The 19431-nt window shown below is 39.1% G+C and carries 11 protein-coding genes; all 11 read right to left on the minus strand.

Annotated features, from left to right (window positions below; all coding sequences use genetic code 11):
• Positions 1–164 precede the first annotated feature (164 nt).
• On the minus strand, positions 165–1139 hold the full coding sequence (locus tag K319_RS0103460; protein WP_027382361.1) for an aldo/keto reductase: 975 nt from the start codon (positions 1137–1139) through the stop codon (positions 165–167).
• Between the two features lie 82 nt (positions 1140–1221).
• Complete coding sequence (locus K319_RS0103465) at positions 1222–1791, minus strand: Crp/Fnr family transcriptional regulator (protein WP_027382362.1); 570 nt, start codon at positions 1789–1791, stop codon at positions 1222–1224.
• A gap of 159 nt (positions 1792–1950) precedes the next feature.
• The gene (locus K319_RS0103470) at positions 1951–4476 is read right to left on the minus strand and encodes a glycosyl hydrolase 115 family protein (RefSeq protein ID WP_084403394.1); all 2526 of its coding nucleotides are present in this window, start codon (positions 4474–4476) and stop codon (positions 1951–1953) included.
• A 37-nt stretch (positions 4477–4513) separates the two neighbouring features.
• A complete protein-coding gene (locus K319_RS0103475) occupies positions 4514–6403 on the minus strand; it encodes a sialate O-acetylesterase (protein WP_034671316.1) in 1890 nt (629 codons plus the stop codon).
• Positions 6404–6435: 32 nt separating this feature from the next.
• Positions 6436–8328 carry a glycoside hydrolase family 97 protein gene (locus K319_RS0103480; RefSeq protein ID WP_156907053.1) on the minus strand — a complete coding sequence of 631 codons (1893 nt, stop codon included), beginning with the start codon at positions 8326–8328 and terminating at the stop codon, positions 6436–6438.
• Positions 8329–8378: 50 nt separating this feature from the next.
• Positions 8379–9755, minus strand: coding sequence for a glycoside hydrolase family 43 protein (locus tag K319_RS0103485; RefSeq protein ID WP_027382366.1), 1377 nt, complete (start codon positions 9753–9755; stop codon positions 8379–8381).
• Between the two features lie 263 nt (positions 9756–10018).
• Positions 10019–11419 carry a glycoside hydrolase family 43 protein gene (locus K319_RS0103495; RefSeq protein WP_027382367.1) on the minus strand — a complete coding sequence of 467 codons (1401 nt, stop codon included), beginning with the start codon at positions 11417–11419 and terminating at the stop codon, positions 10019–10021.
• Between the two features lie 12 nt (positions 11420–11431).
• The gene (locus K319_RS0103500) at positions 11432–14014 is read right to left on the minus strand and encodes a glycoside hydrolase family 31 protein (RefSeq protein ID WP_027382368.1); all 2583 of its coding nucleotides are present in this window, start codon (positions 14012–14014) and stop codon (positions 11432–11434) included.
• Positions 14015–14023: 9 nt separating this feature from the next.
• A complete protein-coding gene (locus K319_RS0103505; protein ID WP_051230400.1) occupies positions 14024–15982 on the minus strand; it encodes a glycoside hydrolase family 97 protein in 1959 nt (652 codons plus the stop codon).
• Between the two features lie 34 nt (positions 15983–16016).
• A complete protein-coding gene (locus tag K319_RS0103510) occupies positions 16017–18041 on the minus strand; it encodes an NPCBM/NEW2 domain-containing protein (RefSeq protein ID WP_027382370.1) in 2025 nt (674 codons plus the stop codon).
• A gap of 17 nt (positions 18042–18058) precedes the next feature.
• Positions 18059–19426 carry a glycoside hydrolase family 43 protein gene (locus tag K319_RS0103515; protein WP_027382371.1) on the minus strand — a complete coding sequence of 456 codons (1368 nt, stop codon included), beginning with the start codon at positions 19424–19426 and terminating at the stop codon, positions 18059–18061.
• Positions 19427–19431 lie beyond the last annotated feature (5 nt).

Genomic DNA, 19431 nt, shown 5'->3' on the forward strand with positions numbered 1-19431 from the left:
TATTTCTGTGTGTTGAGATTCTTACGGAATGACAAAATGCTGCTGAAATTAATTATTTGTTATCAAACATAAATTTTAAAATAAACCAAACAGAAAACCATCAGAAATCCGATGGTTTTAAAGCTGTTGCTATGATTTAGTTCAGAAAAAAAATCCCAAATCAGTTATTTTCTTTCTGCCGTATCCCGAATCTGTGCAGGATATCTTTCGCCAACGATTTTGATGGTCGCCAAAGCCGAATTTATTTTCTTCAATTCGTCATTTGTCAATCCAACATTTGTCGAACCAATATTTTCCTGTAGACGATGTAATTTTGAAGTTCCGGGGATTGGAACAATGAACGGTTTTTGGGCCAACAACCAACCTAATGCAATTTGAGCAGGCGTTGCATTATTGTCTGTCGCAATGGAAACCACCAAATCTACCAAAGCTTGGTTTGCCTCCCGGTTTTCTTTACTGAAACGCGGCAGCATATTTCTGGTATCGTCTTTATCCAATTCCACATCTGCGTTGATTGTTCCTGTCAGAAAGCCTTTTCCTAATGGGCTGAAAGGAACAAAACCTATTCCTAATTCTTCCAAAACAGGAATGATTTCGTTTTCAGGCTCACGATAAAACATAGAATATTCACTTTGTAAAGCCGTTACCTGCAGAACGGAATTTGCTTTACGAATGGTTTCTGCACCGGCTTCCGAAAGTCCGAAATGTTTTACTTTTCCCTCTTGTATCAAATCTTTTACGGTTCCTGCGACGTCTTCAATCGGCACATTCGGGTCGGGTCTGTGCTGATAAAACAAATCAATGACATCGGTTCTCAATCTTTTCAAAGATGCTTCGGCAACAGATTTTATGGTTTCTGGACGGCTATCCAAACCGAATCTCACATTGCCATCTTTGAAGCCGAATTTTGTTGCAATCACAACTTCTTTACGCAACGGTTCGAGCGCCTCACCAACCAAAATTTCGTTTTCGCCATAACCTTGAGCCGTGTCGAAGAAAGTAATTCCGTTTTCAACTGCCGAACGAATCAGCTTTATGCTTTCATCTTTTGCCGGTGCATTTGGAAAACTTAATCCCATACAACCAAAACCTAATTCAGAAACTTCTAATCCGTTTTTTCCTAATTTTCTTGTATTCATTATTTATTGATTTTAAATTTTGATGAAACAAAGTTGGTTCAATAAAAAATGAATGGATCTGCCATTTGGCAAAAAGTGAATTTCAACGGATATTTTTTCTTATTCTGCTCAAAGAAGACTGCGTAATTCCGAGATAAGAAGCGATGTAAGACAAAGGAACACGATTGACCAAAGTTGGAAATTTCTGAATAAAATCAAGATAGCGTTCCGTTCCGTCCTGCGAAACCAATTCGCTTCTCCTGATGATTTTTTCACTATGATGTTTGGCGACTATTTTTTGAATAATGTTATCCCAATTTATTATTGTCTGGGAGATCTCTTTCCAATCCTGTTTTGAAAAAACAATCAATCTGCATTCTGTTATTGCTGACAAATATTCAGACGGCATATAAATTTCGTCGATTGTATTTCCTGATAAAATCAAATGGTTTTCATCAATGAAATATCTTGTAATTTCCTCGCCCTTATTATTGTAATAGAAAACCCGAATAACGCCATCGATTAAGAACCCGATCTGTTTCACAGTTTTTCCGGCCTCCCAATAGAATTCATCTTTACGAAGTTCTATTTCTTTGGCTTTGCTTTTTATGAAATCCAGTTGTTGCTTGTTCAGATTATCAAATTGCAAGATGTAATCAATAAATTTTTCCATTCGATAAAATTACAAATAGTTGCTTGGCATATATTTGACATTTGGTAAAAAATGTGATTTGACAATTTAAAATCGACAAAATTTTAAATAAAGATATCAGCTTCATTAAAAATTATATTAATAAAAAAACCACCAGAAATCTGATGGCTTTTATGATCATTAGTTTGAATATTCACTTTCCGGTGCTCCGAGATAACTTGGTTTCAGTCCGCCTGTATTGATCAATATTTTTTCTAAAACAATTCCAGGTTCCAAAACTCTGAAACGAAGTGTATGTTTTCCGGGTTCAGAAATCTGATGTTTGGTTATGGATTTAATGATATGTTCAGATTGCCATCTTCCCAATTCACCTTTGTAATGACCATTGAAATTGACAACTTGCGGAGTTCCGCCATCAAAGGAAATCTCATAACGTAAACCTTTATTATGATTGAAATTCAAAGTCGGGGCTAATAACAACTGGACCTCAAATTCACCTTTGGATTCAAAATTCATATCATATTCCAGATAAATATTTTCATCAGCTTTCGGATAAGCGTTTTGAGGGAAAGTCGTTACACCGGATTTTGTCTTTCCAAAATCAGGAATCACTTCCCAATGGATTCGGTCTGAATTATTCATCCTTGCAAAATTTTCAGCTTCAATGGAAACATAACCGTTTTTCTCCTGAAACACTTTTTCTTTCGGAACTTCAGACTCAGAAACACGGGTAACTTCAGGCATTATATTTTCTTTTCCGTCGAACCAGTTCTTATACCCGATTTTCATCTGATCCATCATATGGGTCCATTTTCCTTCCGCAATCACATTGTTATATTGATTGTCGAGGTAATTATTTCTTTCAAAACATTCTTTTACTTTATCGGCATAAACATTTGCTTCAATATCCTTTTTAGCAGCCAATTCCCTGTTTTTGGCGACAGCATAATACATTTCATACAAATTACTGCACGCATCAATCGGATACAACACCAACTGAAAATATGCATCCTGATACTCTGCCGGAATCTGCTCTTTCAGACGTAATGCTTCAACTGCCAATGCTCTGTAATCATTCAGAACTGTTTCAAATTCATTATAATTTTCCAAGCTGTAGGTTTTCCAATCCAGTGTCTCAGGTGTTACCCGACGGTTATATTTTGAATAAAGATTAATCATTCCGGCAATTTCTTTGGCATGTTTTTCCCCAAACTGCTGTGCAGACCATTTTTCGGTATACGCCAAAAGATTTTTTGAATTGAATTGTTTCGGATTCCACGCCATCTCAAGGAAAAAGTTGATTGGGAATTCCATCGGCTTCAAATCCCCTACATTGACGACCCAAACTTTATCCACTGTATGTTCGTAAGAAAGATTCATCTGTTCCCAAACTCTTTGAATCGGACTGATATTAATCCATTTTGAATTTCTTGGTCCGCCCACATAATCGAAGTGGTAATACATTCCGTAACCGCCTTTATGTAAAGGTTTTGAAAGGTCCGGAAGTTTTCTCACATTTCCCCAGTTGTCATCACAAAACAATAAAATCACATCGTCCGGAACGCGCATTCCCTTGTCATAATAATCCTGAACTTCTTTGTACAAAGCCCAAACCTGAGGCGTTTTCTCCGCTTTTTTTCCTGTTACGTCAGCAATAATTTTTCGCTGGTCTTTCACGATTTTTTCAAGTAAGGAAATATTGGTTCCTTCTCCCATCGCTTCATCGCCATCGCCACGCATTCCCACTGTAACAAGTTTTTCCCAGTTTTTGCTTCTTTCTAGCCCTAATTTCCAGAATTCCTGCAAAACTTTCTCATTTTTCGAATAATCCCAGACATTCGGCAGATTATTCTTCTTGATGTATCTGTGCCAATCGGTTTGAGCCTGAGCCATCGGTTCGTGATGCGAAGTTCCCATAATGATTCCCATTTCGTTGGCTAAAGGTCCGTTCAAAACATCATCATCATAAAACGCTTTTCCCCACATTGCAGGCCAGATGTAATTGCCTTTCATTCGCAAAATCAGTTCAAAAACTTTTTCGTAAAATTTAGAATTGATTCCTCCAAACGTTGCTCTCGCCCATCCTCCAAGTGAAGGTTCTTCATCATTCAGGAAAATTCCGCGATATTCCACTGCAGGTTCTCCGTCTGTGTAAATTCCTTTTTTAAAGTAAATATTTTCTTTTTTCTCAATCGGAACATCCGCCCAGTAATACCACGGTGAAACTCCGATTTGTTTGGACATTTCGTAAATTCCATAAATTGTTCCGCGTTTGTCGCTTCCTGCAATTACAATCGCTTCTGAAACGCCGGGAAATGGATTGCTGATATTTTGAATGATAAATTTTTCATTCTTTCCTTTGATTGAAGTTCCATCAATTTTTTTAGCTTTAATTAAAGCATCAATGGTCTTGCTTTTCCCGGCCTCACCAATAATGATGAGCATTCCATTCGCCCCGGAATTTTTGGAAATAAGAGTAGGCTGAATACCTGTTACCTTTTGAAAATCAGATTGAAGATTCGCAACCGCACGAAGAATTCCTTTATCCGAATCGCTATCCGAAAACAGCATCAACCCTGAATTGTGCTCTTTCAACACAACCGAGTTTTCCGTTTTAGTAAAAGAAATAAAAGGGTCGGCGGCTTTTATCATCGTTGTAAAAACCAACGTTATCAAAAGAGAAAAAAAGTTAAAAATCGTCTTCATAATCAATATTTTATGAGTATTTTATTTTAATATTTATTTACCAATCATCCGTTCTGAATGGCGACGCCAGCAAATCTTCTTTATTTTGAAGGTTGGCATCTTCGGGATTATTGCTCCACGCATATCGCACTGCAACCGGATTTTTGATTTCCTTGCTGGTCACAATGACTGTGTTTCCTTTAATTTTTGCATCAGCCCAGACAAATTTCTTGTCGCTTCCGGCAATTGCAAAATGTTTCAGGTTTCCGTTTTTACTTTGCAAACCGCTTCCAACATTGTCAAACGAAAGGATGATATTTGAATTTTCAACTTTCATCGACTTGAAAACAGGTCCGCTGCTTACCAATTTTTCACCATACACCAATTTTCGGGCAGCCAGAAATAGACGTTTTGCCATATCTTTTTTATTGAGAGGGTGAATGTCATTCCATTCTCCAATATCATAATTGACACTCATTGCCGTGTACGGAACCGTCTGTGACGTTTTAAACTGAGCCTCACGAATTCCTGCCCATCCGCTTGGTGCATTCGGGTCGTTTGTTTTTTCCATAAAATTCGGAAGCTGAACCAATAAAAACGGCATCTGACTCCATTGAAATACGTCCCGCCAATTTTCGATAAGATTTTTCAGCAAACCGGCATAATCTTCTGATTGACCGGCATTGCTTTCGCCCTGATACCAAATAGCACCACGAACTTTGTAATCCCGAATCGGATAAATCATTCCGTTGTACAATCCGGAAGGCGTGCTTCTCAGGTTTTTCAGTTTTGATTTATATTCTTCATCTTTGCCTGTATCTCTTCCGATGTTATATTTCCATTCGCCCGTCAAATCAACGGTAACGCCGTCTCCTACAATTTTATAAGGTTTATCCGCTACAAATTCACCGTTTCCGAAATTGGAGGTCAACTGGATGGCAATCGTATTTTTTCCCTGTTTTAAAATTCCGCCTGGAATATCATATTTTCTTGGTGGATACGTATATGAAGTAGAGCCCACAAATTTTCCATTCACAAAAACCGAATCGCTATCCACCATTACTCCCAAATACAGTCGGGCAAATTTTCCATTCATTGACGCAGGAAGTTCAAAGTTTTTTCGAAACCAGACCGTTCCTTTTGCGCGGATTCCATTATCTTTCCATTTTCCGGGAACTTTTGCCTTTTCCCAATTCCCGTCGTTAAAATCCTTTTGATTCCAAAGATTTCTTCCCTGGTCCAGTTTTGAAGAATTGAGCGCTGACAATGCCTGTTTATCAATGATATCATCAGGAAAATTCTTAAGATGCTCCTGACTGACCCAACTCTGAATTGCCGAACCACCCAAACTGGAAACCAGCATTCCCTGCGGAATTTTGGTGTGTTCATACGCTTCCACCGCATAGAAATACGCAAAGGCCGTCCAATTCATCACTTCTGAAGCCGTCCCAGTGAACCATTTTCCGCCTGATGCTATATTTTCCCGAACAGATTCAACAGTGTTCTGTGTAGGAACTTTGAAGTAGCGGATTTTATTAAAATCAGAAACATTAATCTCCGGAAAACGGTCTGTTAACCGTGCAATAGGCGTTTCCATATTGGACTGCCCGGAAGCTAGCCAGACATCTCCTACCAGAATATCCCGAATTGTAATTTCATTGATTTCCATCACAAACGGTCCTCCTGCTTTCTGTGGTTTCAATTGGACAGACCATTTCCCGTTTTTGTCCGGTGATGTATTGTAGGTTTCATTTCGGAATTTGATGGTAATATTTTCACCATTATCTGCCCAACCCCAAATTTTAAGTTCGACATCACGTTGCAAAACCATCTTATCACTTACCAAATCAGGAAGTTTTATTTTCCCGAAAGACAACTGATGACTAAGAAAAATCATCAAAAAGACAATTTTAAAAACCGTTGAGAATTTGAAATTTCTGGGTTCCATTGAGATTTATTTTTTCGGGTTAAAATGAAATATTAATGAATTACAAATCCGCCTTTGGATTGGATTTCTATTTTGAGTTCTCCGTTTTTGCCAACAGTAATTATTTTTTCAGAAGTCTCCCCTTTCGAATCATCATTGATGAATCTAACCGATTTTCCGGCAAGCATCGGAAGTTTTAAAGTAAGTTTCTGAACAGTGTTTTCAGCGTTCACACCTGCAACAAACCATTGATTCTGATGCCTTCTGGCAATCACGGAATATTTCCCGGGATAACCGTCGATGAACACTGTTTCGTCCCAAAGCGTCGGAACTTCTTTCATAAAATCGAGCTGGAATTTTGGAGCATCGGTCAGGTTATTCGGCATTACTCCAAACATCTGAACCGGATTTTGAAACAGAACAGCCGTTGCCAACTGGAAACCATCTGTTGTGTATCTTTTATTTTTATCCTTGTTGGATTTTGTCAAATATTTGTTGAGGAAAGTTCCGCCAAATTCCATACTTCCGACCGTATTTCTGATGAACGGATGCAAAGTCGCAAAAAAAGCTTCCTGCTTGCGGACGTCTTCTGAAAAATACAGCATTTCAGACGCCAGGACGGCTTCACTTCCGGCGTAGTTCGGGTACATTACTTCCCAGCCTCTCGGCAAAGTAGCTCCGTGGAAAATAATCTTTAATCCAAAATCATTGGCATCGGAAAGAATATCTTCATAAAGACGCATTGTTTCCTGCTTGTCGCCTCCGAAAAAGTCGACTTTCAGACCTTTTACACCAATATCTTTAAGCCATTTCATTTCTTTTTTTCGTTCAATCGCTGAACTCATTTTGTTTCTCGGTCCCATTGGTGCATCATTCGCAGCGCCGTTGGAATTGTACCAAAGTAATATCCCTACATTTTGAGATTTTGCATACTGAATGAGGTCTTTCATTCGTTCTTTTCCAATATTTTTGTCCCAAAGCGCATCAATTAAAATATATTCATAACCAAGTTTTGATGCCAAATCGATAAACAGACTTTGGTCTTCATAATTCATGCTGTTATCCTGCCACAAAATCCAGCTCCATGTAGATTTTCCAAAAGTGTATTTCTGTGAAGGTTCATACATTGGCTCGACAACGTCAAAAGGAATCGTCGTTTCAACAATTGGCTTCAAAGAATCTCCCACCGTAATAGTTCTCCATGGTGTTTTTCCCGGAAGCGAAATAGCAGCTCCGGTACTTCCGAAACCATTGTTTTCAGCCATATTAGGGTAAGCAACCTGATAAAGATTTTTTTCTGACGTTGTATCCAAATGAGAAGCACAGAACAAACTGTTTATTCCTGTTTCGGACAATAAAATCCAGCCGTCATTTCCAATATGAAATAGTCCAGGGAAAACGTAACCATAATCGGCTTTTGTTCCTAATTCTGCATCAGCTTTGTAACCGCTTTCGTAGCTTGGAGCGGTTCTGGCAAAACCTGTCATCGGCTTCATCATCGGAGAAAGGAAAGTTGTAGTTTGAGACGGAAATCTGTAACCCGTAATTTCCGATTGTACAACTGCGCTCAAACGGTCTTTCATCGGCTGAATCTCATATCTGAAAGCGACATTATTATCGCTCACCTGAAATTCAATTCCGATATTGAAATTATCTGCATTGGTAAAATTGACTGTCAGAGTATTAGCCGTATAACTAACTTGTGATTTTTTGATTTTTTCGTTCGTGTAATTTTTGGAAACCTTATTTTTTTTGCTGTCAATGAATTTTAAATTTTTAGAGAAATCAGATTCATTGGTGACTAAGCCCAATGGAGATTTATCAAGCATTGTTTTCCCTTGAAAAGTAACATTATAAAGTGCTTTTCCGTTTTCTGAAAAGACATTCAGTTTCAATTTTCCGTCAGGACTGGAGATTTCTGCAACCTGTGCAAAAACAGTATTCATAATGAGAATACTAAAGGCGAGTGATAGTTTAAAAAAAAGTTTAATCATAATTAATTATTTTCAAGAAAAGTCCAATAATCGAAAAACATAATATCTTTTGCTGCTTTTCCATTAAATACAAAATACACATCGTGAACACCGGAAACTTTTTCCTTAACTTCGGCTTTCACCGTTTCCCAACGGTCGTCTCCGCCAGTCAACGGAACTTTTACCGTAGCGATAATAGGTCCGTTAATACTGTCCAAATGAACATCCATCGTCACATCGCTGTTGTGTGTCGTTCCAACTCTGGATGAAAATGTTGATGCTCCTTTTTTACCAAAATCGACATTTTTCACACTGGTATAAGCACCGCTTTTTTTAGCTTTGATGAAGACGCCTGCTTCTTTGTTCTGATAAGATTTTACATTTTCCGACCAAGCAATCATTTCCGCCTGATTGAAAGCATAAGGATTAACCGATGCAATCGCTTTGGTAATGCCATTCGTCATTTTGATGGGCGAAATCGAACCGTCTTTGTTAAAATTAAGTTCCTCCACACTCACCGACCTTGTGAAACCGCTTCCTCCCGGCAAAGCACCGTTGTGATAAAAGAAATAGGTTTTTCCTCTGAAATCAACAATTCCGGGATGATTGGTAAAAGATTTTCCTTCGGTTGGCATTACAATTCCACCATATTTCCAAGGTCCTTGTGCACTTTTGCTTGTGGAATATCCGATGAATTCCGGAAGCGGACCACCCGGCCAGAACAGATAATAAAGATTTTTTCTTTTGTACAACCAGGGTCCTTCCTCATATTTTGTCGGTCTTTCAGGATTTTCTTTTCCATCCCTTTTTCCGAAAGATTCTGCGATCATTGGCACTTCCACAATATCGCCGGAATAGGAAATCATATTTTCATTCAGTTTGACATATTTTAGTTTTGGATTTCCCCAGTACATATGCGCCTGACCGTCATCATCCACAAAAACCGTTGGATCGATGTCGCCCCATTCACTCTGAACCAATGGTTTTCCAAGCGGATCGTGAAATGGTCCAAACGGACTATCTCCAACAGCAACACCAATAGCACCTTTATTATTAGTTTTGGACCACATTGGAACATACATAAAAAATTTGCCGTTTCTTTCGACACATTGCGCTGCCCAGGCATCACGTTTTGCCCAATCGAAATCGCTGTAGGAAAGAATGGTTCCATGGTCGGTCCAATTCACCATATCGTTGGTAGAATAGACCTTCCAGTCGTTCATCGTAAACCAAGTTGAATCGTCTTCATCGTGAGTGGTGTAGACGTAAAGCCTGTCGTTATACACCATCGGAGCCGGGTCGGCGGTATAATTGGTCTGAATGATGGGATTCTGACAAAAAAATGTTCCCGAATATCCTATTAAACAGAGATTAAGTATTGTTTTTATTGTTTTTTTCATATCTAACTTTTTTTGAACACTAAGGTCACAAAGTTTTTATTTTTTAAGTTTCACAAAGCCGCTAACGCTTGTATAAGCTCTGTGTGGTTGTATTGTTTGGTTTGGTGAATCAGGTTTCCGATATTGTTATACAGACCATTTTAACCACCCCGTCAAAAATTCTTTGAATTTTCGCCACCAGTGCCTCAATATTTATTAATTGATTTTTTGTTTCGGCGAATCTCGTCCCTCGATTTCCAAAGGAGGGGAATTTGTCTTTCATCTTATTTTTTCTGAAAACTCCAGTGGTCGAAATTGAAAAGCACCCTTCCTGCCGTAATGTTTTTACCTTTAAAGACAAAATATACATCGTGAACGCCGGAAACCGATTCTGAAATTTTTGATGTCAGGGTTTTAAATTCTTCCCAACCTCCGGTTCTCGGAGCTTCAATTTCCGCAATTTTATTTCCGTCCACCTTATCTAATCTCACTTCTAAAATTCCACCATCAACACCTGCGGCAATTGAAGCTGAAAATTCAGAGGCGCCTTTTTCAAAATCCACCGAACGAACTTTGATATAACCTCCCACTCTGGTATCGGAAACATAAATTCCCGTCTTTTTGTTTTCGGAAGTGCTGCATTTCTCTGACCAGGCTATTGTTTCCGCTTCGTTTCTTTTGTAGGGATTTAATGTTCCAACGGGATTTACGCCTTCTTTGGTCATAGAAATTTTTGGAATGCTGCCATCCTGATTGTATTTGAATTCTTCAATAGACGTTGACCTTCCGTAACTTCCTGCTCCGGGCAATAATCCTATGTGATAGAACAGATAGGATTTTCCTTTAAAATCGATAATTCCACCGTGGTTGGTAAAACTATTGGTTGGCTGGCCAGTCATTATTTTTCCCTGATATTTCCACGGTCCGGTCGGTGAATCGCTTATGGAATAAGACAGACATTCGGTTCGGTCGGTCATCCCGGCATACATCATATAATATTGCTTGTTGCGTTTGTAGAACCAGGGTCCCTCCACAAAAACATCTTTAAACTGCTCCTGTTTCTGCAAAACCTCATCACTTCTTCCGGGACGTCTCAATCCACCGAAAGCTTCCACTGATTGCGGAACTTCGGTGATTTTTCCTTCATACGAAACCATATCTTTATTGAGCTTCACATAAAATAATTTGCTGTTTCCCCAATAAAGATACGCCTGTCCGTCATCATCAATAAAAACCGTCGGGTCGATATTATCCCAGGTTCCTGTTGTCACCAGCGGTTTTCCGAGTGCATCTTTAAAAGAACCTGTCGGACTGTCTGATACCGCAACACCAATCGCCATATTGTTATCAACAGTCTGAACGCAGATGTACCAATAGAATTTGCCATTACGTTCCACACATTGCGCTGCCCAGGCTCTGTCACGGGCCCAGCTAAAGGATTCCAGTGAAAGTGGAGAACCGTGGTCAGTCCAATTGACCATATCATCCGACGAATACACTCTCCATTTCGTCATGTAATAAAAGTCATAGCCAGGAATATCATCTCCTGTGTAGACATACATCTTGCTTTTGTATACCATCGGCGCAGGGTCCGGTGTAAAATGAGTCTGGATTACGGGATTTTGGGCCAATAAAGTATTTAAGCCGCCATATAACAGACTAAGTGTAATCAGTATTTTTTTCATATCCTTTTCATTTTAAAATTTAATGGTAAGTTCATTCCCTTCATAAGAAATTTTTTGGGTGATAACTTCCTTATTGATTCCTACCATTTCCAGATTAAAAATTCTATGGTTGTTTTGTCCTGTGTAAGTTCCTACACGTTTATCAATCAGTAATTTTCTTGCTTTATCATTCCATTTGAAAGGAATCAGCGTGTATTTTCCTTTTTCGTAGTTATAATTATCTCCTTCATCTTCATATAATGTAAAATTTCCATCATTGCCTGCATATATTTTTATGGTAAGTTCCTCATTAGATTTTTCCGAAGTATATTGCATTATTTTACCAATAGGAATTATAGAACCTGATTTTATAAAAAGCGGAATTCTATTTTGCGAAGCATCGGCTAAAATGGTTTTTCCGCCCTTATTTTTTTGGTCGGTGTAGAAATCGTACCAGAAATGACCCTTGGGAAGATAAACCTCCCAATTTTCAGCGTTTGGTTTGATAACAGGAGCAACCAGTATAGATTTTCCAAACATATATTGGTAAGCTTGTTCAATAGCTTTTTTATCTTCCTGAAAATCCATTATCATTGGCCTCATAATGGTAGAATTATTTTTTGAAATTTCCCAGGATTGAGAATAGATGTAAGGCAATAATTGATATCTAAGATTCATCAAATCACGCATATTGCTTTCTATTTTTTCTCCGTATTTCCAAGGTTCTGTTTCAGACTGATAACCGTGCATCCTGAAAATCGGACTAAAAACACCCCACTGAAACCATCTCATCAAAATATCGTGATATTTCGGGTCAGAATATTGAGAAGAACCAGGACGGAAAAATCCGCCAATATCGGTTGTCCAATAAGGCATTCCAGAGATGGAATAATTCAATCCGGCCACAATTTGCCTTCTGTAAGCATCCCAATCCCAGCCAATATCACCAGACCAATTGATGGTTCCGAACCTCTGTTGCCCGGGAAATGCAGACCTGGTTAAAATGACTACCCTTTTGTCAGGATTAGTTGCTCTCTGTCCTTCATAAACTGCTTTGCTTACGAAAAAAGGATACGTCAGTCTGTAAAATTCACCAAGTCCCAAAAAAGTATTTTTGCCGACCAACGCATCATTTTCCGGTTCTGTGGCATCCATCCACCAGGAATCTACTCCATTCTGAAAAAGATTTTTGTTCAAAGCATTCCAATGTGTTTTTTGTGTTTTCGGATTAAAAATATCAATCCACGGACTGTCCGGTATATACAGTCCATCATAATCTTTGGCGACCTCAGATTTTTTATCTAAATTTTCCCAAACGGATACTGAAAATCTGGAATGAAGCTGATGCAATTTTTCAATAAATTTTTCAGGTTCGGGATAGTTCTGCTCATCGAATTTAGGTACGCCCCAACCATATTTCCCCCAATACTGCCAATCCTGAACAATGACATCTACCGGCAAATTGCGCTTTCTAAATTCTTCTACCGTCTTTACCAAATGTTCTGCAGAAGTATATCGCTCTCTGCATTGCCAATATCCGAAAGCCCATTTTGGCAACATGGGCACTTTACCCGTGATTTCCCGGTAAGACGAAATAGCCTCATCTGCATTATTTCCTACAAACAAAATATAATCTAATGACTTACTGTGCGGTGAACGAAAGGTAGTGATGTCTTCCGCCAATTTATATTGTAACGAAGGGGTGTTGGTGGCTTTACAAACGACCTGAAAATGATGCTCCCCTTTTGTAAGAAAAACCTTAGTGCTCACCGCAGGAGGAAGCCAAAGGTTAGACTGGTCGATTACAGGTTTTCCGTCAATGGTAAGAAAATGGCGGTTATCCATATTCCCCAGGTCCAGCATAAAAGTATATTCTCCACTTTTCTCAATTAAAATCTTACCTTTATGCAAGGCTTGTTGCTGGGAAACTTTTACGGTTCCTGAAGTACCTGTTACTTCTTTCTCTGCACCATTAGTGACGGCTTCTTTTTCTAAAGGAACCGATTTGTCTGCCGGATTATACCAGGTTAATCCAAACTGATTCCACAAAATTCCATATCCTTTTGAAGAATACAAAAAAGGCAAAGCAATCTGGCTGTTAACCTGAATCAGTTTTCTGCTGATACTTTTCAAATTATAATGACCATCCTGAAACTGACCTAATCCCAAGAGTTGCTCATCCTTATCATTGATAAAACTTTGCTCCGCAATATAACAGGGCTGAGAAGACACTTTACTTTCTATAAGTTTTCGGCTGTTTACAGCTTCTGAAAGTAAAACTTTACCATTGCCATCCAGAAACATAAGCTGAGCCGTTTTTTTATTGAATAGAACAGCATAATTTTTAGTTTTTAGTTTTAAAGAAGAAGCATTTTCTTCCAATCTAAAATCTGAAGAACTATTTTCATTGACAAAAACAAACTGATTTTCTTCCGGTTTTATCTCTTTTATAAATTGTATTCTTACAGCATTTCCGTTCATTGGTCTTAAGACTAAATATCCGTCAGAAAGTTTCACAGAAACCTCTTCAGCATTTTTGCTGTAGGATACGTAGTGCTGCCCAAAAATTAAAATGGGAAGAACAGTGAGCCAATATGTTATTATTTTAAATCTCATCAATAAACTTTATAATGGAGAAATTACTGCTACAAAACCACCTCTTCTCAAAACTTTTACCTCGACAGAATCTGTACTTTCTATCACAGAATCATCGGTTACAAGCTGTTTATCATGCTTTCCGTCTTTTATTAATCTTAGTTTATACTTTTTGCTTTTATCTAAAAAATCAAATTTAATGTTGATGTTTTTTTCAATATTTTCCCCGTTGATTCCTCCGACATACCATACATTATTCTTTCTTCTTGCCATTACAATATCTTTTCCCGGAAACCCTTGTAGCAAATGCGTTTCATCCCAACTGGTCGGAACTTCTCTTAAAAATTTCTTCGGCTCATCCGGCAATTCGTAATAACCTTCCGGTCGGTCGGCAAAATGTTGCAATGCTGATTCAAATACCACACTTAAAGCCAGCTCGTGACCATAAGAAGTCAGATGCGGAAACTGAGAATTGCTGAAAGTGACCGGCGTATAATCCATAGAACCAACCACATTTCTAGTAAAAGGGAGAATCGTATTATGAACAGGCGCAGTTGCCGTAAATTCGGGACCGTTGTTGTACCATTCCGCACCACGAACAGCCTCGTAAGTCATTAGATTCGGATACGTTCTGGACCAGCCTCTCGGAACCAGACAGCCGTGGAAATAAACCATCATTTCAAACTGTGCCGCATCTTCCAGAATGTCCAGATAATATTGAATCATATCCTGCTTCTCGCTTTCAAAGAAATCTACTTTTACCCCTGCAACGCCTAATTTTTTGAGCTTAGTAAATTCTTCCACGCGGTTTTCGTGAGTTAGCATTCTGTCTTTCGGTGTTGAAGAAACCCACGTATGGTCGCCGCCGGAGTTGTACCACATCAATGGTTTTGTCCCTTTGGAATGAATGTATTTCAAGGCATCTTCCAGGTTTCCGCCATTTCCCATCGAATCCCATTCCCAATCCAGCAACGTATAAGGCCAATCCATCGCAACAGCCAAATCTGCAAATTCGCAAACCGTTTTAAAGTCTTTGGTTCCATGATTACTCGACCAATAATTCCAGGAAACTGCGCCCGGTTTTATCCAATCCGTATTTTTTATCACGGAAGGCGGCGCAACATCATCAACCAATGTAGAAGCCACAATATCATTGAGATTTCCAATGATAATCACTCTCCAAGGCGATTTCCAGGGCAATGAAATTTTAGGCAACGATTCTCCTTTTCCTCGTCCGTCTTTTGGGTCGGGGAAGGTGATTTTATATTTATTTTTATCCTCTTTATTGCTCAGTTTAGACCCGCAATAACTGCCATCAACAGCCGATTCGTGAAGCAAAAACCAGCAATTATTATCTTTTGTTTGAAACAAGGCAGGATAACACCACTCTTCCTGCTGAATTTTTTCGCCAACCATTGGAGAATAAAGCTCTTCGTTCGCAGGATTCCATTTTTCTGTCCAGCGAGTAGTTTCCTGATTGATAGAATAAGAAGTCAATTCATCCTGTACTGTAAAACTTCCTTTTCCTGACAACGAATACCTGAAAGTAATTCCGTCATTATAAACACGGATAATCACATCCAGTTTTTTCTTTTCTTTGTTTTCGAATGTAAAAACAACTTCATTTCCCGTATTATGTCTTTGGGAAGATTTCCCGTGAGGCATTGTATAATTTTCTTTTATTAATAACGGTTTTGAAGATTTCAGAAATTTCATATCCGTAAAAGAAATACCATCAGAAAGAATCAATCCCAAATCTATTGACGAAATGGCCTCTGTCATTTTACCATCATTAAAATAATTTACCTTCAAAAACCATTTCCCATTTTCAGTATTATTTCCATTAAAAACTTGGACTGAAATCTTTCCGTTGGGCGATTCAACCTTTAAATTCCGGGCTGAAACAGCCATAAAAGAATACAGCAAAACCATCATCAAAATTGCTTTTGAAAATATATTAATGCCGATATGATTTTTGATGGTATTCATTTTATTTTTCTGATTTCCCTGAATGAACCTTGTTTTATTTGCCCGAACTTAACTTATAATAAGCCACACCGTGCGCCGGAATATCCAGTGATAATGTCTGATTTGATGTATTGATTTTGGCAATATCCTTCTGTCTCCAGATATCTCTTACGGTTTGACGACCGGAAATCCCGAGTTGCCTGAAATCTTTGTAAGACATATTCACTTTTTCCCTTCCGAAATTGGCAAATGCCACTGCTTTTCCGCCGTCCTCTAGGTCTTTTACATAAATTTTCAATTCGCCAATTGTTTGAAGACAAACGCCCTGTTTTCCCAGAGCATCCTGATTTACGGCGATAACTTCATCATTCGTTAAAAGATTTAAAGTAAAGTCGTCCAGTTTCTCAAGGTCGCAACCAATCAGTAATGGTGCTGAAAATATGCTCCAAAGACTGATGTGTAAATATTGTTCGTCCGGTTTCAATCGGCTCTGGTGCGGATTTCCCCAACCTACGACACCTACCACCAACATATCGGGGTCGTTCCAGTTGCCGGGTTTTGCGTAAGAAGCCGCTTTGTCCTGAGCCAAAGCAATATTTTTAACACTCGCCCAGGTATCGGTGATGTCATTGGTCGTTCGCCAAGATTGTGCATCCGCATCACTTCCCCATTTCCAGACATCGCCCATCCCGTATTGACAAAGATTGTACACAATATCACAAGGCTGATTTTTTAATAAATCTCCCATTAATTTAAATGGCTTTACGCCTTTATCCAAATCTCCTCCACCCTGAAAATTGAGTGAAGAAACTTTGTTTGGGTCATTATCGGGCAAACCATCAATCACACCTCCGTAACTGCACCAGTCGTATTTCAGATAATCGATTCCCCATTTTGCGTAGCTTTCGGCATCCTGCTTTTCGTAGCCGTAGCTTCCTGCACAACCGCCACACGTCCAGGGTCCGGGAGAGGAATAAATTCCTGCTTTCAGACCTTTTGAATGAAAGTAATCGGTTAATTCCTTCATATCCGGAAATTTTGAATTGGTCAGAATATAACCGTTATCGTCACGCATTTTACCTTTGAAAGACGGGTCTTTTCCGTCTCTGTTAAATTGCCAGGAATCATCGATATTGATATAATTCCAGCCGTGGTTTATAAGCCCTGTTTTAACCAAAGCATCGGCAGCGCGTTTTACTTTATCGGCAGAAACTTCGTGCCCGAAACAATTCCAGCTATTCCATCCCATTGTGGGTGTCAAAGCTATTTTGTCACCGCTTTCGATTCTTAATTTTTTTGAAACTGAACCTTTAGCATTTTTAGCTGATAAAAGGACTTCATAGGTTCCTTTCGTATCTATTTTTCCGGTAATGATTCCGGTTTGTGAATCTATTGTTAAACCTTCGGGGAGATTTTTCGCGGTAAAAGTCATCGGTCTATCACCTGTTGCTGCAACCCTGAACAAAAAAGGTGAGCCGAGACGAACGCCGTAAACACCTGCTGAATTAATTTTTGGAGTTGCCGCAGGTTTTGGCGTCAAAATATAAGGTACCGATGAAATCGGGTTAAATGTTATCAGTTTTGCACCGTCTGAAGTTTCAAATTTGGCATCTGCCCAGTCGGCGTGGTCATAATAAGGTCCGTTTCCGCCGTCTGTTACGACTAATTCTAATTGTTTTACACCTTCCAGCGAAACGGAAACAGGCTTTGCTTTATCGCCTAATTTCATTATTCCGCTTGACCACAGTTTTTTGTTGTCGCCATAAATCTCGAATTCCACTGCGGGTTCGTGGCCTTTCATTTCATCATCCAGTCCCACCATTGCGGAAAAGCTTTTTAATTTGCCGTTTAATTTAATCAACAAAGAACTTTCGGCGTGCGTTCCGAAACCTCTTTTGAAAACTTCGCTGGCAATCGTCAAAGGTTTTCCGTCCACAGAAGTATTGATTCCCGGTTTTCCGTGACCTTGGGTTGCCACGCTCAAATCCAACTGGTCTAACCAAACAGTTGACTGCGCCTTGAAAATATTTTCCGACAGCAAAAATGTTACAGCAATTAAAAGTATTTTCGTCTTCAACATTATTTAAAAATTTGGATTTAATTAAATTTCCACCAATCAAAATAGAAAAGGTCTTTTTCACCTTTAAAAACAAAATATAAATCGTGGATTCCTTTTACACTTTTCAGAGATGTATTAATGGTTTTATATAGGTCTCCTTCACCTTTTCCTGTAACGTTAACAACTCCCTGCAATGGTCCATTAAGAGCATCTGAACGCACTTCTATTTTCCCTCCATAGAGAGAAGCAACATTTACATCCAAAGATTTTACGCCTTTGGAAAAATCTACCCCCTGGATTTTAATATAATCACCATTGTTAATTGAGGTAACGATGACACGGTCTGTGATTTTTTTACCTCTGTTATAGGGTTGATTGCGTTCCCATTCTGTGACCATTTCTGTTTTCAGCCCTTCGCTGTAAGCCATTGTTTCTGCTTCCACTTTTTTATAAGGGTTCAGGGTACCCACTCTTTTTGCACCATCCGTAGTCCAGAAAGGAAGCTTCTGAATGGTTCCATCTGCATTGTAGGTAATTTCTGTGACACTAACAGACCGACGTTCGTAATGTTTGCTCATCGTCTGCATTCTAAGCATATGATTGAATCCAAAAACATAAGATTTGCCTTTGAAATCTATGATACCGGGATGATTTCCGCTGGATCTCTGGTCGCCATCCATGATCACGCCTCCATAATTCCAAGGTCCGGTAGGTGATTTTGCCATTGCATAACCAATCCCTTCCGGACAACATTTAGAAGCATAAGCCATATAGTAAATTCCGTTTCGTTTCCAGGCCCAAGGTCCCTCCTGATATTTGAAAGGATCTGGCTGGTCTTTGACCTTCGCAAACGAAGGGTCTTTGGTAATTGGTCCGGCAAGAGATATCATATCTTCGTTGAGTTTAGCATACCAAAGATTGGGATTTCCCCAGTATAGATAAGCCTGCCCGTCGTCATCAATTAAAACTGTGGGATCGATGTCATCCAGAGAATTTTTTATTAAAGGCTTGCCGATAGGATCGGTGAAAGGACCATACGGACTGTCCGCCACCAAAACTCCAATACCCATATTGTTGGGCATTGGACAATACATATAGAATTTCCCTTTTCTTTCAACAACCTGTGGCGCCCAGGCACCGTTGTCGGTATTTACCCATTTAAAATCCTTGAGCGAAGCCACTACACCGTGGTCTGTCCAATTGACCATATCTGTGGAAGTGTATAGTAACCAGTCTTTCATTTTGAATCCGAAAGCATCGTCCTCATCGTGGCTCGTGTAAAGATAAACCGTATCCTTATAAACCATCGGTGCAGGGTCTGCAGTGTACTTGGTTTGGATAATCGGATTTTGAGCGAAGGAAATCTGAAAAAATCCTAAAATCGTTATTAAATTTAAAAATTTCATAGTCA

This window comes from Epilithonimonas caeni DSM 17710, assembly GCF_000426465.1.
Classification (GTDB): Bacteria; Bacteroidota; Bacteroidia; order Flavobacteriales; family Weeksellaceae; genus Epilithonimonas; species Epilithonimonas caeni.